Here is a 16,241-nt window from a genome sequence, read left to right on the forward strand (position 1 = left end):
ACTGATGGGGCGCTAATGCGCCCGCCGGAGCGTAATCCGGGTCAATTCCGAAGGTTTGCCGAGGCGAATGGCAAACCCGGGCCAGAGGGCGGTGCCGTTGTTGACGTACAGTTGCATTCCGCCCACATCATAAAGCCCTGACACAAATCCGCCGTTGGCCAGGGCCAGCAACCAGTGAAGACCGAAGATCATGCCGCCATGGGTATGCCCGGAGAGTTGCAGCGCTACGCCGTGGGTAGCTGTTTCCTTCGCGTTTCTGGGTTGGTGGTCGAGCAGGATGATCGGCGTGTCTTTCGCGATGCCTGCTATGGCTTTTTGCAGGTCTGGCGCAGGGAAGCCGGTTTTCGGCGCAGTGACGTCGGTGACGCCGGCCAGAGCAATGCGTGCACCGTCGTGCTCGATCATCGTGTGGCTGTTGGCGAGAGGGATCATTCCCAGAGACACGAAGTGCTGCATCCACGCCTGATTGTCGAAAAAGTACTCGTGGTTGCCGGGGATGACGTACACGCCGTCCGGTGCACGCAAATCGCGCAGGGCCTCGATATCCTGTTTCCGGTTGCTTAGCGATCCATCAATCAGATCGCCGGTGATGACGATCAGATTCACCCCCAGCGCATTTGACTGCTGTACCACCGCCTGGGTCCAAGGCGCATCGAACAGGCGACTGATGTGCATGTCGGTCAGTTGCAATACTTGGTAGCCCTCGAATTGCGGAGGCAGGTTTTTAATCGCGATCTGGATGTCTTTCACCGGCGGCACGCGCACAGCCTGCTGGACGCCGACTGCTGCCAGCAGTAGAGCTGCCACACCGATGAAGTAACGCAGATTGGCCGGAATGCTCAGCGTCTGCCGGCGCACCAACATCGTCAGCAATGTGCCGATGTCGACGATGATTTGCAGTACCGCAAGCAACAGGATTGCGCCGAACGCCCAGTTGAACAGCATCACGACGTAGCGAGGAAACTCCGGCGAGAACACGCTGCCGGAAGAAAACCGGCAATACAAATGGTATTGCGAGGCAAGGACAAGCACTACGGCAACGGCGATTTTCGCCGATAGCGCCCAAGGCATCGGCCACAGGAACCGGGCGATGACGTACAGGCAGGGCATGCTGAACATGACATGAAACATTAACGTGCTCCGTTGGCCGTATTGATGAGGTGGATAACTGCGTCAAGGGCACGGGCAGTAATGAGGTCGACCTCGTCATGCTGCAGCGTGTTGCCGGGCCGAGGTGCCAAAGATCTTCGTGCCGAGGCAGAACTTCGACACAAGCACAACCGTGATGCCAAGTTTCTTGTAATGGGCGGCGCTTGTCGAGCCATGCTTGAACGTAGCGAATATCGGTAGCCGCCGACATCGATGCCGCATGCCAGGTGCTTCTGTCCATGGCTGGACATGAAACTGTAGACCTGACGTTGCGCCGGCGGCGTTTTTTTGACCTGGGCAGCGTGGCTGATACCAAGGGTTTCATGGCTATCCGTTTTCAGCTAACGGATAATGTGCGAGTTCGAGGTTCATGCTGCAATCTGCCGCACAGGAGTTAATGATGGTCAAAACGCGTCCACGTCCCGCCGTGAATGGAGTCGCATCAGCGGATAGGGTGCTCACCGTTCTTTCTTCGTTTCAGATCGGAGACTCGGCCTTGAGCCTTGTGGAACTGGTAGAGCGCACCGGACTGATCAAAAGCACGATCATGCGTTTGATGGTTTCCCTGGAAACCTATGGTTTCGTCAATCGCCTTGCAGACGGTCGCTACATGCTCGCGAGCGAAGTCATGCGCCTCAATGCGGTCTATCAGGATGCCCTGGATCTTGAGCGGCATGTGTTGCCAAGGTTGCACAAGCTGAGCGGAGAAACCGGCGAGACCGCCTCTTTTTATGTGAAACACGGTGCCTATCGGTTGTGTCAGTACCGGGTCAACTCTCCTCACCGTCTGCGATTGCACATGCAGCCTGGAGACATGCGCCCCATGGACGGTGCGGCGAGTGCCGAAGCATTGCGTACACCGTATGCACGTGCAAAGGATGGGCTGGAGCCTTTTTACTCGAGCGGTGCGACGGATCCACATGCGGCCTCAATGGCGTTGCCCATTTTTGGTCCGCTGCATGAAAACATCGGAGCGTTGGTGCTTTCAGGCCCGTCGATGCGGCTGACCGCCGACTACGCAAAAGCGATCCGCTCCATCTTCATCGAGGTGGCTGACGACCTGACGCGCAGCCTTGGGGGGAAGAGCTTTGGCGAGGAGAAGGTGGCACACCGTGCGCCGGCAGTTGACGAAGCGGTCTGAGTCCGGAGGCAGCGCGGAGTTTCCATAAACAGCCGACTTGAAGCGCTGCACAAGGCAGCGTTTCAAACCGTTATCGCCAGTTTCTCAGTTGACCTCTACAGATTTGGCGTCCTCATGCGCCTCACGCTTGCGGCTTCTGCCCATCACAACCACGGCGATTGCACCAGCCGTGCACAGCGCGGCCAGAGGCAGCAGAGCGATCGCATAACTCCCCGTGGCCTGATGGATAGCGCCATAAGCGTTGACCATGATCCCGCCACCGATCAGATTCGCCAGGGCGCCGATAGCCGCCAGTCCGGCGGCGGCCGTGCTGCTCGAAAGCCAGTTGGACACCAGTGCCCAGAACGGACCTTTCATCGAGTAGGCGCCGATCAGCACCATGGTCAGCATCACGACAGTGGCGGGTAGAGAGGACGTGACCAGCGCCAGCAACAGCCCCGCCGTGATCAAAAACAGGGTGGCGGAGGTGTGCCAGCGACGTTCATTGCTGCGGTCCGAACTGCGCCCCCAGATGATCATCGCAACCGACGCAATACCGTAGGGGATGGCATTGACGAAGCCGATCTCCAGATTGCTCAGGCCAAAGCTTTTCAACAGCTGCGGTGCCCACACGCTCATGGTGCTGCCTGCTGCAGAAGCGCCTGAATAGATAAGCGCCATGACCCATATGTCCTTGTGCTTGAGCAGCTTCCACAGCGATATATAGCCGATGTTGGTCTTGAGCTTGCGCTCCTCGTCCAGCTTGTTGACCAGCCAGGTGCGCTGCTCGTCATCCAGCCAACGAGCCTGAGCGGGACGATCCGTCAAAATGAAAAGGCAGGCGATTCCCAGCAGTACGGCGGGGATACCCTCAAGAATGAACAGCCAATGCCAGCCCCTCATGCCCATCCAGCCGTCCAGTGTCAGCAGGTAACCCGAAAGGGGGGAGCCCAGAAAGTTTGCACCTGGAATAGCGACCATGAAGATCGCCACCATGCGTGCGCGATAGGCCGACGGCAACCAGTAAGTCATGTACAGCAGCACGCCCGGGAAGAAACCTGCTTCGGCAGCACCCAGCAGAAAGCGCATGACGTACAGCGAGTTAGCGCCCTGCACAAAAGCCGTACCTGCGGAAATCAGCCCCCAGGTGATCATGATGCGTGCAATCCAGATGCGCGCGCCGAATTTCTGCAGGGCCAGGTTGCTCGGCACCTCGACCAAAAAGTACGAGACAAAGAACAGGCTGCTCGCGAAACCGAAGATCGCCGGGCTAAGGCCAAGGTCATGATTCATCTGCAGCGATGCCATGCCGATATTGCCCCGGTCGATGATCGCTATCAGGTAACAGAGGATAAGGAAGGGAAGCAGTCGCCATGCGACTCGGCGCATGGTGGTGCGCTCGAGTTCGGTGACCGGTTGCGTCGGTTGGGTGCGGGCCATGGTGCTCTCCTGTGTTTATTTTTGTGGAGAAACGGTAGATGTTTGCCCCGCCAGCTCGGCAGCAGGGCGCAAGCTGGATCAGCTATCGAGCAATTGGCGATTCACGATACAGCGAGGATCAAGCGCGTCGCCGTCCCATACTTTGACGATCTGTTGAACAGCCAGCAGCCCCACGCGATCACGGGATTCGGTGGTATTGGCACCCGTATGCGGGGTGGCAACAAGATTCGGCAGTTGCCACAGCGGACTGTCGGCAGCAGGCGGCTCCGGATTGAACGTGTCCAGCCCCGCGCCTGCGATCCTGTTGGTTTGCAGCGCCTGGATAAGCGCCTGAGTATCGACCAGTTCGCCGCGAGCAGTATTGATCAAGATGCAATTGGAGCGCATGCGGTTCAGTTGCGCGGTACTGATCAAGTTGCGATTTTCGTCGGTCAGCGGGCAATGCAGGCTGATGATATCGCTGGATTCGATCAGGCGGTCAAAGTCGGTTTCGCGCTCGACGTGTGAACGTTCGGGTAGCGTTTTGAGGTAAGGGTCGAAGACCTTGACCTTCATCTGCAAAGGCGCAACCAGATCCATCAGGACGCTGCCGATCGCCCCCAAGCCAACCAGCCCCAATGTCTTGCCGAACAGCTCGATGCCGTTGGCGGTGGCCTTGTCCCAATGCCCCTGACGTGTACGGGCATCCAGCCAGGCAATTTGTCGAGCCACGCTGAACATGAGTGCAAAGGCATGTTCGGCCACGGATTGCGCATTCGCCCCGAGAGCGATCATGACAGGGACTCCTTTCTCTGCCGCCGCCTGAATATCGATGGTGTCGTAGCCGACCCCATGCTTGGCGACCGCCTTGAGCCTGGGGGATGCTTCGATCATTTCTCGCGTGAGCTTGCCTTGCCTGACGATGATCGCGTCGGGCTGTACGTCGCGAATGAGCGAGGTGAGCTCTTCAGCCGGCAGGTAGGGGGTGGAGGGGAAAATCTGAATGCCCAGATCATTCGCATAGCTCATCGCGTCGTGTGCCAGGGCGGGGCCTGTCAGCAGAATCTTGCGGGTCATGGATGCGTACCTTGTTCTTGTTTGCGTTCGCGTTCGCGTTTGGTGTGCGACCGGGCAGCAACTTCAGCCCGATGCCTAAACCCTACCATAATGAAATGCCATTTCACTATATTGATTTTTATCGATCTAAAAAGGGTTATGAATTCTTTTTTACTGCTTGATTGATTCTAAATGAAATGTGATTCTGAAATTAGCATTACGCAGCTTTTCGGCGGCACCCCATAATTTCAAGAGAGATATGCCCCATGACGATAGGATTCCGAGTCCTCGAAGCAGCCCGCAAAGTCAGCGCCGAGTGGGTGTCACGTTATCGCGACGTACCCGTCGCGAATGTCAGCGATTCGATGAATCGAATGACCGCAGGCGGCGCTCGCCTGCGTCCGATGCACCGTGAAGGTGTGCTGGCGGGGCCGGCATTGACTGTGAAAGCGCGGCCCGGTGACAACCTCATGCTCCATTACGCCATTGATATCGCCGAGCCTGGCGATGTGATCGTGGTGGATGCGGGGGGAGATCTGAGCAACGCGCTCATCGGCGAGATGATGGTGGCTTATGCGGTGAAGCGTGGCGTGGCAGGCATCGTCATCAACGGCGCGATTCGGGACGCAGGGAGCATTGCTGCCGGGACATTCCCGATGTTCGCGGCGGGCATTTCCCACCGTGGCCCCTACAAGGACGGACCGGGTGAGATCAACGTGGCCATTGCAATCGACGGGATGGTGATCGAACCGGGTGATCTGGTCATAGGCGATGAGGATGGCTTGCTGTGCGTACCCTACGACCAAGTCGCCGACGTCTATGATCGCGCCTCAGCCAAACACCATGCCGAACAAAAGCAACTGGAACAGATCGCCAGCGGAGAAAACGATCGCTCCTGGGTCCTGGAGTCTTTGAAGAAAAAGGGCTGCCAGCTACCGCAGTAACCTGGTGCACATGGCGTAAGCACGAGCGTGGCGCAACGCTGCGCCGTGCCGTTACGCCACGCCAGGCGGTTGAAAAGGGCGGCCGGGATGTGAGTGTCGGACTTGATGCTCAGCGTTGAGCAGGTATCGTGTAGGCGACACATTGAAAAACACGCGGCTCTGAAAAGGGCCACACGATATTTTTCAAGGCGCGATACAGACACCTCTTCGCGCTGACTGCACAAGGATTATGTTCATGAAAGCTTTTCAGATCGGATCTCAACAAGGCCTGGACGCTTTGACCGCGACCACTCGGCCCGAGCCGATCGCCGGGCCGGGGCAGGCCATAGTGGCGCCGCGCCTGGTGAGCCTCATCAGCCGGGATGTGCAAATCCTGCGTGGCACGTACGGTCCCAGACAATTACCAGAGCGCATTCCCATGTCCGAAGGCGTGGGTGAAGTCATCGCGGTAGGCGAGGGCGTCAGCCAGGTCAAACCGGGCGACCGGGTCATCTGCGGTCACTTTCCCAGCTGGCTGCAAGGCGAATTTCGCAGCAGTGTGTTCGCCCACGATGTCGGTGTCACCCATGACGGCTGGCTGGCTGAAAAAGTCGTATTGCCCGCCGCTGCATTGATTCACGTACCGGACGCGTTGGCTGACAAGGACGTTGCCGCACTGGCATCTGCAGGCCTGACCGCCTGGAACGCGCTGATGGAGGTGTGCAAGGTCAAACCGGGTGAACTCGTTCTGTGCCTGGGGACCGGCGGAGTGGCGCTGGCCGCGTTGAAACTGGCCAGGCTTCACGGCGCACGCGTGGCGATCACCTCATCGAGTGACGAGAAGCTTGAAATCGCGCGTCAGCTTGGCGCCGACATCACGATCAATTACCGCACGCACCCGGACTGGGCAGCGCAAGTCATGGCGCTCAGTGATAACGCAGGTGCCGACATTATTATCGAGACAGGAGGCCAGGACACCCTGGGGCAATCGATCGCGGCGGCTGCCGTCAACGGACGTATTGCAGTAATAGGCGTGACGCCAGGTCAGCACTCGCCGATTCCCGACTACCTGTCGCTGATCCTCAAAAACGTCACAATCAGAGGCATTGCCAACGGCAGCCGCGAGATGTTTGTCGACCTTATACGAGCCATCGAAGCGAATGGAATTGAAACGGTAGTCGCCAGGACATTCAAATTCGCCGAGGCCCCCGAAGCCTACGCGTATTTCGCCGCAGCACAGCACATCGGCAAGGTGTTGATCGAGTTTGAACAGGGGTGATCTCGCTGCGCCATAGTTGAACCTATAGCGAAAGGCTTACACGCGCTGGAGTGGATCAGCCCTGTACGACGTGCTCGCGAAGTAGCAATCTATATCCATCAACCGTTGCGCAGGAGGCGCTTCGGAGGTCAAGGATGATCACCATTGCCGGGACGGCTACTGACAGGATGTCGGAATGGTATTGATAGAAAAACGACCCGCTTCGGCGGGTTTTTTTATGCGCTAGAGGAATAGCGCTATACGCATAAACCTGCACAGTATTGTCGTTTACCCTCGACATTGATCAGTCGAGGGGACGGCAATGACGTCCGGCATACGCCGGATGGCGCGGCGGTCGCGGTCGAGACGGGTGTCAACTGGTCTACAGACCGTACCGCTGCACGGTGGAAGAATCATTTAACGTGGAACGACCATAAAACCGCACTCTGCTCAGACAGCCGCCTGAAACATCTCTACTGGGATTGGATGCTGCATGCGCTGCTCTGCATGCAACCAGCGAAGTAGCGCACTGCGACCCGCGATGCCCATTTTTACCGCCGCGCGCTTGAAGTAGCTCTCCACTGTGCTGACTTTCAGATCAAGCCTTTCTGCCAGTTGAGGCACCGTGAGACCAGCCAGCAGGCCGACGCACACTTCGGTTTCGCGCGAAGACAGGCTTAGCGCCGATGCCTCGAGGCGGCCCAGGAAACGCTGGCGCAGACCTTCCATGGCATCTTTGTTTTTCAGGCTTTTTGTGACAGGCAAGAGGTTTGTCGAAACGAGGGTAGGTGTCACGGTCGCAATGTGTTGCTTCACGATGGGCAATACGACCCAGGACAGGTCTTTGAGTCGGGCGCGCTCTTGACTGGTGAATGCCTTGGCAGAGGGTGATCGATAAACCGACAGCACATATTCCCCCTTTCCCGGGTAAGCGAGGTGTACTTGGGGGAGAGAAGCGTAGGGGGGCACATGACCTGGCTTCTCTTGCGCGCTGTAGGTGGGCGACTCGAACCTGATGGATCTGTCGATGCGCGTATCTGCCAGCTCTGTCGGGCTCAACAGAACAGGCTCCAGACGTCTGCTATCGACCCCGGGAGTGAGCACCTGGCGTAGGTTTCCGCCAAATGCACCTATGCCGTGAGCGCCGGTGACTTCATTCGTAGATCGACTGAGTCCCTGAATGACATGGGTCGCATCCACGGGCAATGAAGCGGTAATCATCTCGTGGAGCAAGCGAGCGAACTGACGGCTTCCAATACCGGAGATCACTTTGCCGAGATGCGGGAAAAGCTGTTGCATGTTCATCGGGGTTCCTTTTTCCGTTTATAAAGAGACACGCCAAGGCGCAGCCTTGATTCAGCAAATGAATAAGTAAGTGCTTTGTACTCTTCAAGCCCTGCGACCAAACAGATTATATGTAGGTCGTCATACAAAATTTATACTGACTTAACAAGAGGTTGAACGTGGAGCGATACCGTTGCCCAAGAGCATGAACTAGTAAAAAGTCATGCGTGTTAAGAAAAGCGAGAATGCTAACCATAAGCAATGCACTCGTTAATAGTGATAACTTCTTTTATCGATGTTTATTGAGTCTGAGGTGCGCCAGGCAGCGCAGGGAAATGCGAATCACTCTGAGTAACTAGAGGGTTGTCTGATGACAATCGTCCCACAGAGTGAAGCCATAACGCCTGCGGCGGCGATCTAAAGGCAGCGAGTAACGTTGGCATGACGATCAACTCCTATCCCTGTCCATGTTGTCCACGTACGCACGCGGGGGTGGCAATACGGGGGCGTGTTGCACCATTTTTTATATTAAGGTGATCATATTGATCGAAGGGGCCTTAAATAAATCCATCTGAGCGTATGACCGAATACTAACCATATAGTTCATGTTTCACACCTGAATTGCAATGAAAAAAGCTTAATAATAAGAGAGAGATCACACGTGACGCTTATAACGCTGGGTGTCATTCCGCGCAGTATTACTGGATGTGCTGGACAGCAGCGAAGCGGCATGACGCTCCGGACAGGCACGCCATACTAGTTATCCTCCTCGATAGCAAGTGAATAAGTACCCACGGGTACGATAGTGCACAGTAAGTGCGCATCACAACGCCCTTCATCAGGGGGGCGCTTGTTTTTTATTTTAGTGTTTGCTGACTTCGCTACAGGCATTTTATAAAACTATCGCTGTACAACAGTAGCCTCACTCGGTTTAGCCGATGGAGGGGCGGTTGGCTGGCGGTGCGACACAGGCAACATCACCGAGCACCTGGTGCAGATTGGCTTCGGCCACCCGCTGGGCGAGACGATCAGACAGGTAAAACCGCGCTGCGGCGCAGGGCGGGCTCAGGCTGTTTGAGATACGCCTGTCATCCACTTGACCAAACCGTGTCGCCCCTTCACACCAAGCTTCGCTCCGGCGCGCTTGAGGTAGGTTTCGATGGAGCTGTTCTTGACATGCAGTTTGTCGGCAAGCTCTGGAACCGTAGCGCCAGCCAATATGCCAAGGCATATTTCTTTTTCACGCAATGACAACCGGACCTCCGCTTGACTCAGCTTATCGTTGAACTCGCGTTGAAGCTGCTGGCCGCCCTGTGTAACGGCTTCGTTGTCAGCATGCGCAGTGCACAAAGTACGGGTTGTCTGGGCATGTCTGTCCAACAGGGGCAACAGGGCCTCTGAGAAATTCTTCAAAAACGATAATTCGTGAAGTGAAAAATCACGTTGATGATGGTCGCGGTGCAAGGAAATGACACAGCGCCTGTTCGACTTGCGCGACACCAGATTGCAGTGATAGGTACCTGTCGGGCCAGAGCTGGCCTGTCCAACGCTGCTGGGTAGTTTCAGATGAACGAGCAGAAAGTCGTCAACACTGAGCATTCGAGCGAGCAGCGTCTCCTGGTTCTGCGACACGGTTACAATCATCGGTTTGTGATCGGCGGTCTCCTGCCCCAGAGGCTGGATGCTGATAACGCTTCCTTCATTCTCGTCGATCGTCCATTCGCTCAGGTCGAGGCAATCGATGGGAACGCTGGCCGCGATGATTTGGTACATGTTCGAAGCGAATCCTGCATCACCCACGCTTGCGATTAACTTCCCGAGCTCCAGAAAATACGCTGACTGATTACCCGTCATTTGTAGATTGGCTTCCATTACACATTCGCCCCCATGGCGTTAATCTCCAGCCGAACCAAAAGCAACCTCGCATACAGGGCAGCCGTCTCATACCTAGCAATGAGTATACTGTCTGATTGTAGGACAATGTTACTAGTGCATTAGAGAATTTACACATAGAGGCCATACCCAGTCTGTAGGGGAAAAGGGGGACAAGCGTCTCGCTAGAGGCCGGATAGCCAGCGCCGACGGTGCTCACTAGCAAGTGACAAACCCCTAAGCGGGAACCCGATATTAGTCTCAGAATAAAAGATCTTTTGCGTGGCTGGCCTCTTCGATACGTCGCGATTACAACTACTAAAGCGTGACGTCTGCGACGAAAGACATGGCGGGCCATCTGTCTCAAAAATAAAGTTCTTCATGCCAAGAGTCCATTGCCTCACGTGATCGCTGTAGGGTGCTCAAAATATGTTTCGTTTTTGCGTTTCAGACACAACCATCCGGCGACGCCCCGCGATAATGTCCCTGAATGCGGGGACAGACGCACACAGGTCCTGATGTTTCCATTAGTGCATGGCTGCAGACTGAGCGCCTGCCTCGCAGGACAGCGGTAGTGGCTAAGTAGATATTCTCATGTACGCCCTTTATTTAAGTGTTGAGCCGTTGAATCATCCGAGATCCGGGAAGCCCATTAGGCGGGGAATACAGTGAGCATTGTCGGCTTTTTCCGGAAATTGAATTTCCGCAAAATCCTTTTGAGACTCGTGTTGATCGATCTAACGATCTCGCTGGCTGGCTACGCCTTCTATAAGGGCGCAAGCGGGGAAGAAGAGACAGCTTTTCTCTCTGCCGCAGCGGAAGTTACGGACATGGAGTACGCCGTCATGGCACAAGGCGTGCTCCATGGGCGTAATCAGGTGGACGTCGGCGCACAGGTTTCCGGGCAATTGCAGTCCTTGAAGGTCAAACCTGGTGACATGGTCAAAAAAAACCAGCTGTTGGCAGAGATCGACCCTCTGCCCGCCAGAAATGCTCTGCGCCAGGCGGTCGTCAAAATCGAACAACTCACGGCTGAACGGGACGCGACGCTGCATAAGTTGAAGCTTGCCGAGTCGAATGATCGCAGATACCAGGCACTGGGCTCCACGACGGCGGTTTCCAAAGCGGATCAGGACAAGGCTCGATTTGAGCTGGAGGCCCAGCGCGCCAATCTGGTTTCGCTCACCGCACAATTGCAGACCGCCCGCGTGCAGGAAGAAGCGGCACGCATCAAACTCGACTACACACGAATCTTCGCACCAATGGATGGTCAGGTCCTCGCCATCGTCACTCAGGAGGGCCAGACCGTCATTGCAGACCAGATGGCACCGGTCATTCTGAAGATGGCGCAACTCGACACCATGACCGTGAAGGCGCAGGTTTCCGAAGCCGACGTGCTCAAAATCAAACCCGGTCTTGCGGTTTACTTCACTATCCCGGGCGATCCTGATAAGCGCTATAACGCCACCCTCAAGGCGATCGAACCAGGTCCTGTGGACGCTGCAAGCCAGTCCGGAGCAACAGGCGAAAACAGTAAAGCCGTCTTCTACAACGCCCTTTTTGATGTCCCCAACCTTGAAAGCCGCTTCTACATCGACATGACCGCTAACGTCCGAATTGTGCTGGAGGCGAAGGAGGGCGTGTTGACGATTCCTGTTGCCGCGCTGGGTGACCGGCGGGAAGACGGCACCTACAGCGTAAGAGTTCTGGGTGAAGGTGACGAGGTCAGAACAGCGGACGTGGTGCCAGGTATCAATAACCAGGTCAGGGTCGAAGTACTTTCGGGGCTCAAAGCCGGCGACAGGGTTGTCATCGGAGAGCGGGGCGGTGTGGAGGGTGCTTGAAGGGGAGGCCGACTAACAAGACATCGAGGGCGGCAGTAAGTCTGCGTCAAATCGATAACGGATACGTTGTAAGCGCCTTGTTAATGAAATGGGCGTACGTAGTAAAACAAGGTCAACCGTGGATTAACAATCGATGCCAGCTTCAGCAATGTCCTGAAGGCTTAGGCGTTTGCCCATGCGCCAGTGGTGTTCATGTTTGAAAACCCCGGCGAGCTGGAAAAAAATCTATTTTGGAGTGTTGGGTATGGCCATGTATTACGTTGCAATTGCAATGCTCACCTTGCTGCTGGTGCCAGGGCCGACTAATTCGCTGCTGCTGCAATCAGGCATCAGTCGCGGGCTGGGCATGTATTCGCTGAAGCTGGTCGCTGCCGAGTGGGCGGCTTATCTGATTCAGATCACCTCCTGGGGTTTGTCCATCGACGCAATGATCGAAAACTATGGCTGGGTGGTGGTCGCGACCAAAGTTCTGGCCGTGATGTTCCTGTTCTATATTTCTCTGAAATTATGGTTTTCGATTCAACAGGACACCGATGGAAAGTCAGCGCCGATTTCGATCCGAGCGTTGTTTTTGGCAACACTCAACAATCCAAAAGGGCTGTTTTTCGCTACGATCATAGCGCCCGCTGGAACCTTTTTGCACTTGGAAAGTTATGGGGCATTCATGACTGTTTTTTCGTTGGTCGTTATTCCTGTCGGAATAACGTGGGTCGCGTTGGGCGCATTTTTCGGCCGAAAGCTACCCTCGTTACTATCGGGCAATCGAGTCAACCGATTTGTTTCATTGGTCATTGGACTGTTCGCGATTATTGCCTTGTATAACGTGGCCACCACCGCGATCTTCGCCTGAGTTATTCAACCCGACAGTACCCCGCCATACGCCATCTATTAAATGTGTACCGACCGTTGATTGTACTTATGAGGTTAATAATGAGTGGAGTGGTCACGTGAGCTACCGTGGCATTGTGCTCAGTGAAGATGAAGAGGTCGAGTTGAATCGGCGCTTTGAATCCATCACGGTCAGTCAGCGCGAAGGCCGCCGGGCGCAGGTGATTTTGCTCGCTGCACAAGGCTGCTCGCGTAACGAGATTGCCAGGTTGACCGGGCTATCGGTTGTTTCAGTCACCCGCTGGTGCAAGCGCTTCCGAGAGCTGCGCCTGCAAGGTCTGGTGGATCTGCCTGGAAGAGGCCGCAAGTCATCCCTGCCAGCGGAAGCCTTGAGGAAAGCCCTTGATCAAGTCACTCAGCCGTGTGTAGGTCACGCTCGCTGGAGCTGTCGAAGCATGGCGAAGCTTGTCGGTATATCGCCGGCCAGCGTCCAGCGCATATGGGCCGCCAACAACATAAGACCACACTTGGCAAACGTATCAGAACTGCACAGCGGTTCGGACGTCGAAGAAAAATCCAGTAAGGGTGGCGGGGGGATATCCGAAACGCCCGAATAAAGCGTTGATGTTCTGTTATGACCAGCCAGACCAGGGACAGACTCTACAGCTTGCACAGCCAGAACATGCTTGCACAAGAGCAACTGATCAAGCCGCTTATCGCAATGTCATCTACTGCACCGGACTGCCTGCGGGTCAAATGATCAGTGTCATTTAGTACCGGTTCAGCGATTGCTGCAATCCCTGCGACGCCCAAGTGGTTCCTGATGCGACGCAACCCGCTAGGCCGGGTTGCTCTCAGTCATGATTGGGCATTGGCTCGCGGCGCGCAAGGATCAAATCCCGCTCCGAATAAAAGCCCTGCACCAGACGATTCTTTGACCGGTACTCGCACATCACCAGCAGAGTGTCCGGGAGAGGAGTGATCGCAGCTTCATGCTTGACCACCATGATTTTGCCGCCCGAGCGAAGGCGTACATGTGCTCCTGGTTCGAATGTGCCCATCTTCAGTTCCTCACAAGGGTTTTGATGTACGCTCTGTCCAGCCGCCGCCCAGCGCCTTGTAGAGATTGACTTCGGCAGTCAGCTGCGACAGTCGGTCGGTGATCAGGGTTTGTTGAGCGCTGAATAAAGAGCGTTGTGCGTCGAGGAATGTCAGGCTGCTATCGACGCCAATGCGATAGCGGCGTTCGGCAAGGCTGTAATACTCCTGGCTTGCCTGTACAAGGTCGCTCTGCGCTTTCAGCTGACGTTTGTAGGTCTGGCGCGCAGCCAGACCATCGGAGACCTCCTGAAAGGCGGTCTGTATCGATTTTTCGTACTTTGAAACGCTTATATCCTTCTGGATCTTCGAATAATCAAGGCTTGCCCGCAGACTGCCGGCGTTGAAAATCGGGATATTGATCTGCGGCGAAAACACCCAGCCTCCCGAACCCGCTTTAAACAGGCCGGACAGCTCGGTGCTGGATGTACCGGCGTTGGCCGTCAGGGTAATACTCGGGAAGAACGCCGCTCGCGCAGCCCCGATACTGGCGTTGGCCGACTGCAACTGGTATTCGGCTTCCAGAATGTCCGGGCGTCGTTGCAGCAGGTCAGAAGGCAGCCCCGCAGGCACTTCAGCGAGCCATTCCGAGGACAACGGACGGCTGGGCGCGGTGTCCGCAACCGCCGTGCCCACCAGCAAGGTCAGGTTATTGAGGTCCTGGGCGACCTGGCGCTGGAACATCGCCAGACTTGCTCGTGCGCTCTCCACCGATGTACGCGACTGGGCCAGGTCCAGTGACGAGGAAGCGCCGACTTGCTGGCTACGAGTGGTCAGCCTCAGGCTTTTTTCGTAGGACATCAGCGTGTCCTGAGTCAAGGCTAACAGCTCCTGGTCGGCACGCCAGGTAAGGTAAGCGGTGGCGACACTCGCCACCAGACTGAGTTGAGCGCTGCGCTGGGCCTCTTCGCTGGACAAATAGGTGAGCGAGGCCTGATCGCTGAGGCTGCGTATGCGTCCGAACAAATCCAGTTCATAGGAACTGATGCCCAGCGTCGCCGAATAAGTACCGCTGGTCACCGGTCCGCCGGTCTGCGTGATACTGGCGGGCTGGCGTTGACGGGTACCGCTGCCCGTGGCGCTGATCGCGGGAAACAGATCGGCGCGCTGAATGCGATATTGCGCTTGATAGGCCTCGACGTTGAGTGCTGCCACGCGCAAGTCACGATTGTTGAGCAGGGCGCTTTCGATAAGTTGTTGCAGCGTAGGGTCGCGGAACAGGTCACGCCATCCCATGTCCGCCGCCAGTGGGCCAGAAAGCGCTGGCGCCGAGTCGAAAGATTGTGGGTAGTGTGCGGCAACCGGGGCTGCCGGGCGCTGATAGTCCGGAATCAACGAGCAGCCGCTCAACGACAGTACGGCAAATAGCCATGGGCTAACGGATTTGTTCATTCTGCGCATACCAGCCACTTGGCCAGCCCATGTCGACCGCTGATACCCAGCTTGGCGGCGGAGCGTTTCAGATAGGTTTCGACAGAACTGCTCTTGACGCAAAGCTTCTCTGCGATTTCAGGAACTGTGCTGCCCGCGAGGAATTCCAGACATGCCTCTTTCTCCCGTGCCGAGAGTGAGACGTCGCAGGCACGCAAGCGCTCGTTGAACTCGCTTTGCAATTGCTTGTGCTCGAGGGAAAGCGGGCCATGGGACAGCGGCCCCCCAGCGCTTTTCATACCGGATTGGCGATGGGCGCGGGCATGGCGCTCCGACAAAGGCAGCAGGGCCTCCGAGAGGTATTTCAAAAAAGACAGTTCTTGCAACGAGTAATCTTTGTCAGCTTGCGGACGGTGCAGTGAGATCACACAACAGCGATTGGCCTTGCGCGAAATCATGCTGCACTGGTGGGAGGTTCCGAGACAGTCATTGCCTTGCTGGTTTTTCATCCGGGCGTTCAGGTGAATCAGCAGGTCGTCCTCTACCTCCAGCACGCGCTTGACCAGTGGATGGTCGCTGCGGTGTCTGGCACGGGTCGGACACACCGTTTGCATCTGCGGATTCAACTCAGCGCCCGCGTAGCCCAGCAACTGTACATCGGTCACCGTCGCCTGACTGTCATCAACGGTCCACTCGCTCAGTTCCACACGGCTTACAGCCAGCGATGTATTGATTAACTGGTACATGTTGCTCAGAAACATGTCATCTCCGACGCTAGACACCAGCTTCCCGAGTTCCAGATAAACGTGCGTTTTCACTTCATCTTTGGCATTCACTTGTCGGTTCATATGTCCATTCCTGAAGATCAGAAGTTGCGTGCAATTCTGTCGCCCAGACTGTGAATTCGGCCCTAAGACCGCTCAAATCCTTCGCGCCTCAACATCACTCGAATCCGGTATCAAGCGCGATTATCTTCACAAGAAACGATTCAGCTTGAGGCTCCAATTAAGCTGAGTTGT

13 protein-coding genes and 1 pseudogene are annotated in these 16,241 nt (G+C 56.0%); 6 read left to right on the forward strand and 8 right to left on the reverse strand.

What is annotated here, in order from left to right; all coding sequences use genetic code 11:
• Positions 1-12: 12 nt before the first annotated feature.
• Positions 13-1,131 carry a metallophosphoesterase gene (locus V476_RS24230; protein WP_024960919.1) on the reverse strand — a complete coding sequence of 373 codons (1,119 nt, stop codon included), beginning with the start codon at positions 1,129-1,131 and terminating at the stop codon, positions 13-15.
• Positions 1,132-1,549: 418 nt separating this feature from the next.
• On the opposite strand from V476_RS24230, the gene V476_RS24235 reads away from it, so the two are divergent.
• Positions 1,550-2,290, forward strand: coding sequence for an IclR family transcriptional regulator (locus V476_RS24235; RefSeq protein ID WP_024960920.1), 741 nt, complete (start codon positions 1,550-1,552; stop codon positions 2,288-2,290).
• Positions 2,291-2,374: 84 nt separating this feature from the next.
• Here the strand turns inward: V476_RS24235 and V476_RS24240 are convergent, their stop codons facing one another.
• Both V476_RS24240 and V476_RS24245 read right to left on the reverse strand, forming a co-directional pair.
• Positions 2,375-3,709 carry an MFS transporter gene (locus tag V476_RS24240; protein WP_051128936.1) on the reverse strand — a complete coding sequence of 445 codons (1,335 nt, stop codon included), beginning with the start codon at positions 3,707-3,709 and terminating at the stop codon, positions 2,375-2,377.
• Between the two features lie 78 nt (positions 3,710-3,787).
• The gene (locus tag V476_RS24245; protein WP_003318744.1) at positions 3,788-4,765 is read right to left on the reverse strand and encodes a hydroxyacid dehydrogenase; all 978 of its coding nucleotides are present in this window, start codon (positions 4,763-4,765) and stop codon (positions 3,788-3,790) included.
• A gap of 245 nt (positions 4,766-5,010) precedes the next feature.
• Between V476_RS24245 and V476_RS24250 the strand changes: the two genes are divergently transcribed.
• Both V476_RS24250 and V476_RS24255 read left to right on the forward strand, forming a co-directional pair.
• Positions 5,011-5,688: an RraA family protein gene (locus V476_RS24250; RefSeq protein ID WP_003346862.1), complete on the forward strand. Its 678-nt coding sequence runs from the start codon at positions 5,011-5,013 to the stop codon at positions 5,686-5,688.
• A gap of 235 nt (positions 5,689-5,923) precedes the next feature.
• Entirely contained in the window at positions 5,924-6,946 is a 1,023-nt protein-coding gene (locus V476_RS24255) for a zinc-dependent alcohol dehydrogenase family protein (protein ID WP_024682903.1), read from the forward strand.
• Positions 6,947-7,375: 429 nt separating this feature from the next.
• Here V476_RS24255 and V476_RS24260 read toward each other — a convergent pair whose 3' ends face one another.
• Together V476_RS24260 and V476_RS24265 are read right to left on the reverse strand one after the other, a co-directional pair.
• Entirely contained in the window at positions 7,376-8,230 is an 855-nt protein-coding gene (locus tag V476_RS24260; RefSeq protein WP_024959052.1) for a helix-turn-helix transcriptional regulator, read from the reverse strand.
• Positions 8,231-9,274: 1,044 nt separating this feature from the next.
• Positions 9,275-10,063, reverse strand: a complete 789-nt coding sequence (locus tag V476_RS24265; protein ID WP_024959051.1) for a helix-turn-helix transcriptional regulator — start codon at positions 10,061-10,063, stop codon at positions 9,275-9,277.
• A 686-nt stretch (positions 10,064-10,749) separates the two neighbouring features.
• Here V476_RS24265 and V476_RS24270 point away from each other — a divergent pair.
• The 3 genes and pseudogenes from V476_RS24270 to V476_RS24280 form a co-directional block, all read left to right on the forward strand.
• On the forward strand, positions 10,750-11,925 hold the full coding sequence (locus tag V476_RS24270; RefSeq protein ID WP_024959050.1) for an efflux RND transporter periplasmic adaptor subunit: 1,176 nt from the start codon (positions 10,750-10,752) through the stop codon (positions 11,923-11,925).
• A 244-nt stretch (positions 11,926-12,169) separates the two neighbouring features.
• Positions 12,170-12,775 carry a LysE family translocator gene (locus V476_RS24275; RefSeq protein WP_024959049.1) on the forward strand — a complete coding sequence of 202 codons (606 nt, stop codon included), beginning with the start codon at positions 12,170-12,172 and terminating at the stop codon, positions 12,773-12,775.
• 97 nt (positions 12,776-12,872) lie between these two features.
• Positions 12,873-13,524, forward strand: a pseudogene (locus V476_RS24280) (helix-turn-helix domain-containing protein); the annotation flags it as partial.
• An 83-nt stretch (positions 13,525-13,607) separates the two neighbouring features.
• Here the strand turns inward: V476_RS24280 and V476_RS24285 are convergent.
• From V476_RS24285 to V476_RS24295, 3 genes are read right to left on the reverse strand one after another with little or no spacing between them, the layout of a single operon-like run.
• Positions 13,608-13,814 carry a hypothetical protein gene (locus V476_RS24285; RefSeq protein WP_003318753.1) on the reverse strand — a complete coding sequence of 69 codons (207 nt, stop codon included), beginning with the start codon at positions 13,812-13,814 and terminating at the stop codon, positions 13,608-13,610.
• Positions 13,815-13,824: 10 nt separating this feature from the next.
• Positions 13,825-15,243, reverse strand: a complete 1,419-nt coding sequence (adeC, locus tag V476_RS24290) for an AdeC/AdeK/OprM family multidrug efflux complex outer membrane factor (RefSeq protein ID WP_024959048.1) — start codon at positions 15,241-15,243, stop codon at positions 13,825-13,827.
• Complete coding sequence (locus V476_RS24295) at positions 15,240-16,070, reverse strand: helix-turn-helix transcriptional regulator (RefSeq protein ID WP_024959047.1); 831 nt, start codon at positions 16,068-16,070, stop codon at positions 15,240-15,242. Before V476_RS24295 ends, adeC begins: the two co-directional genes overlap by 4 nt.
• Positions 16,071-16,241 lie beyond the last annotated feature (171 nt).

It is taken from the genome of Pseudomonas syringae KCTC 12500 (assembly GCF_000507185.2).
In the GTDB taxonomy this organism is placed as follows: domain Bacteria; phylum Pseudomonadota; class Gammaproteobacteria; order Pseudomonadales; family Pseudomonadaceae; genus Aquipseudomonas; species Aquipseudomonas syringae.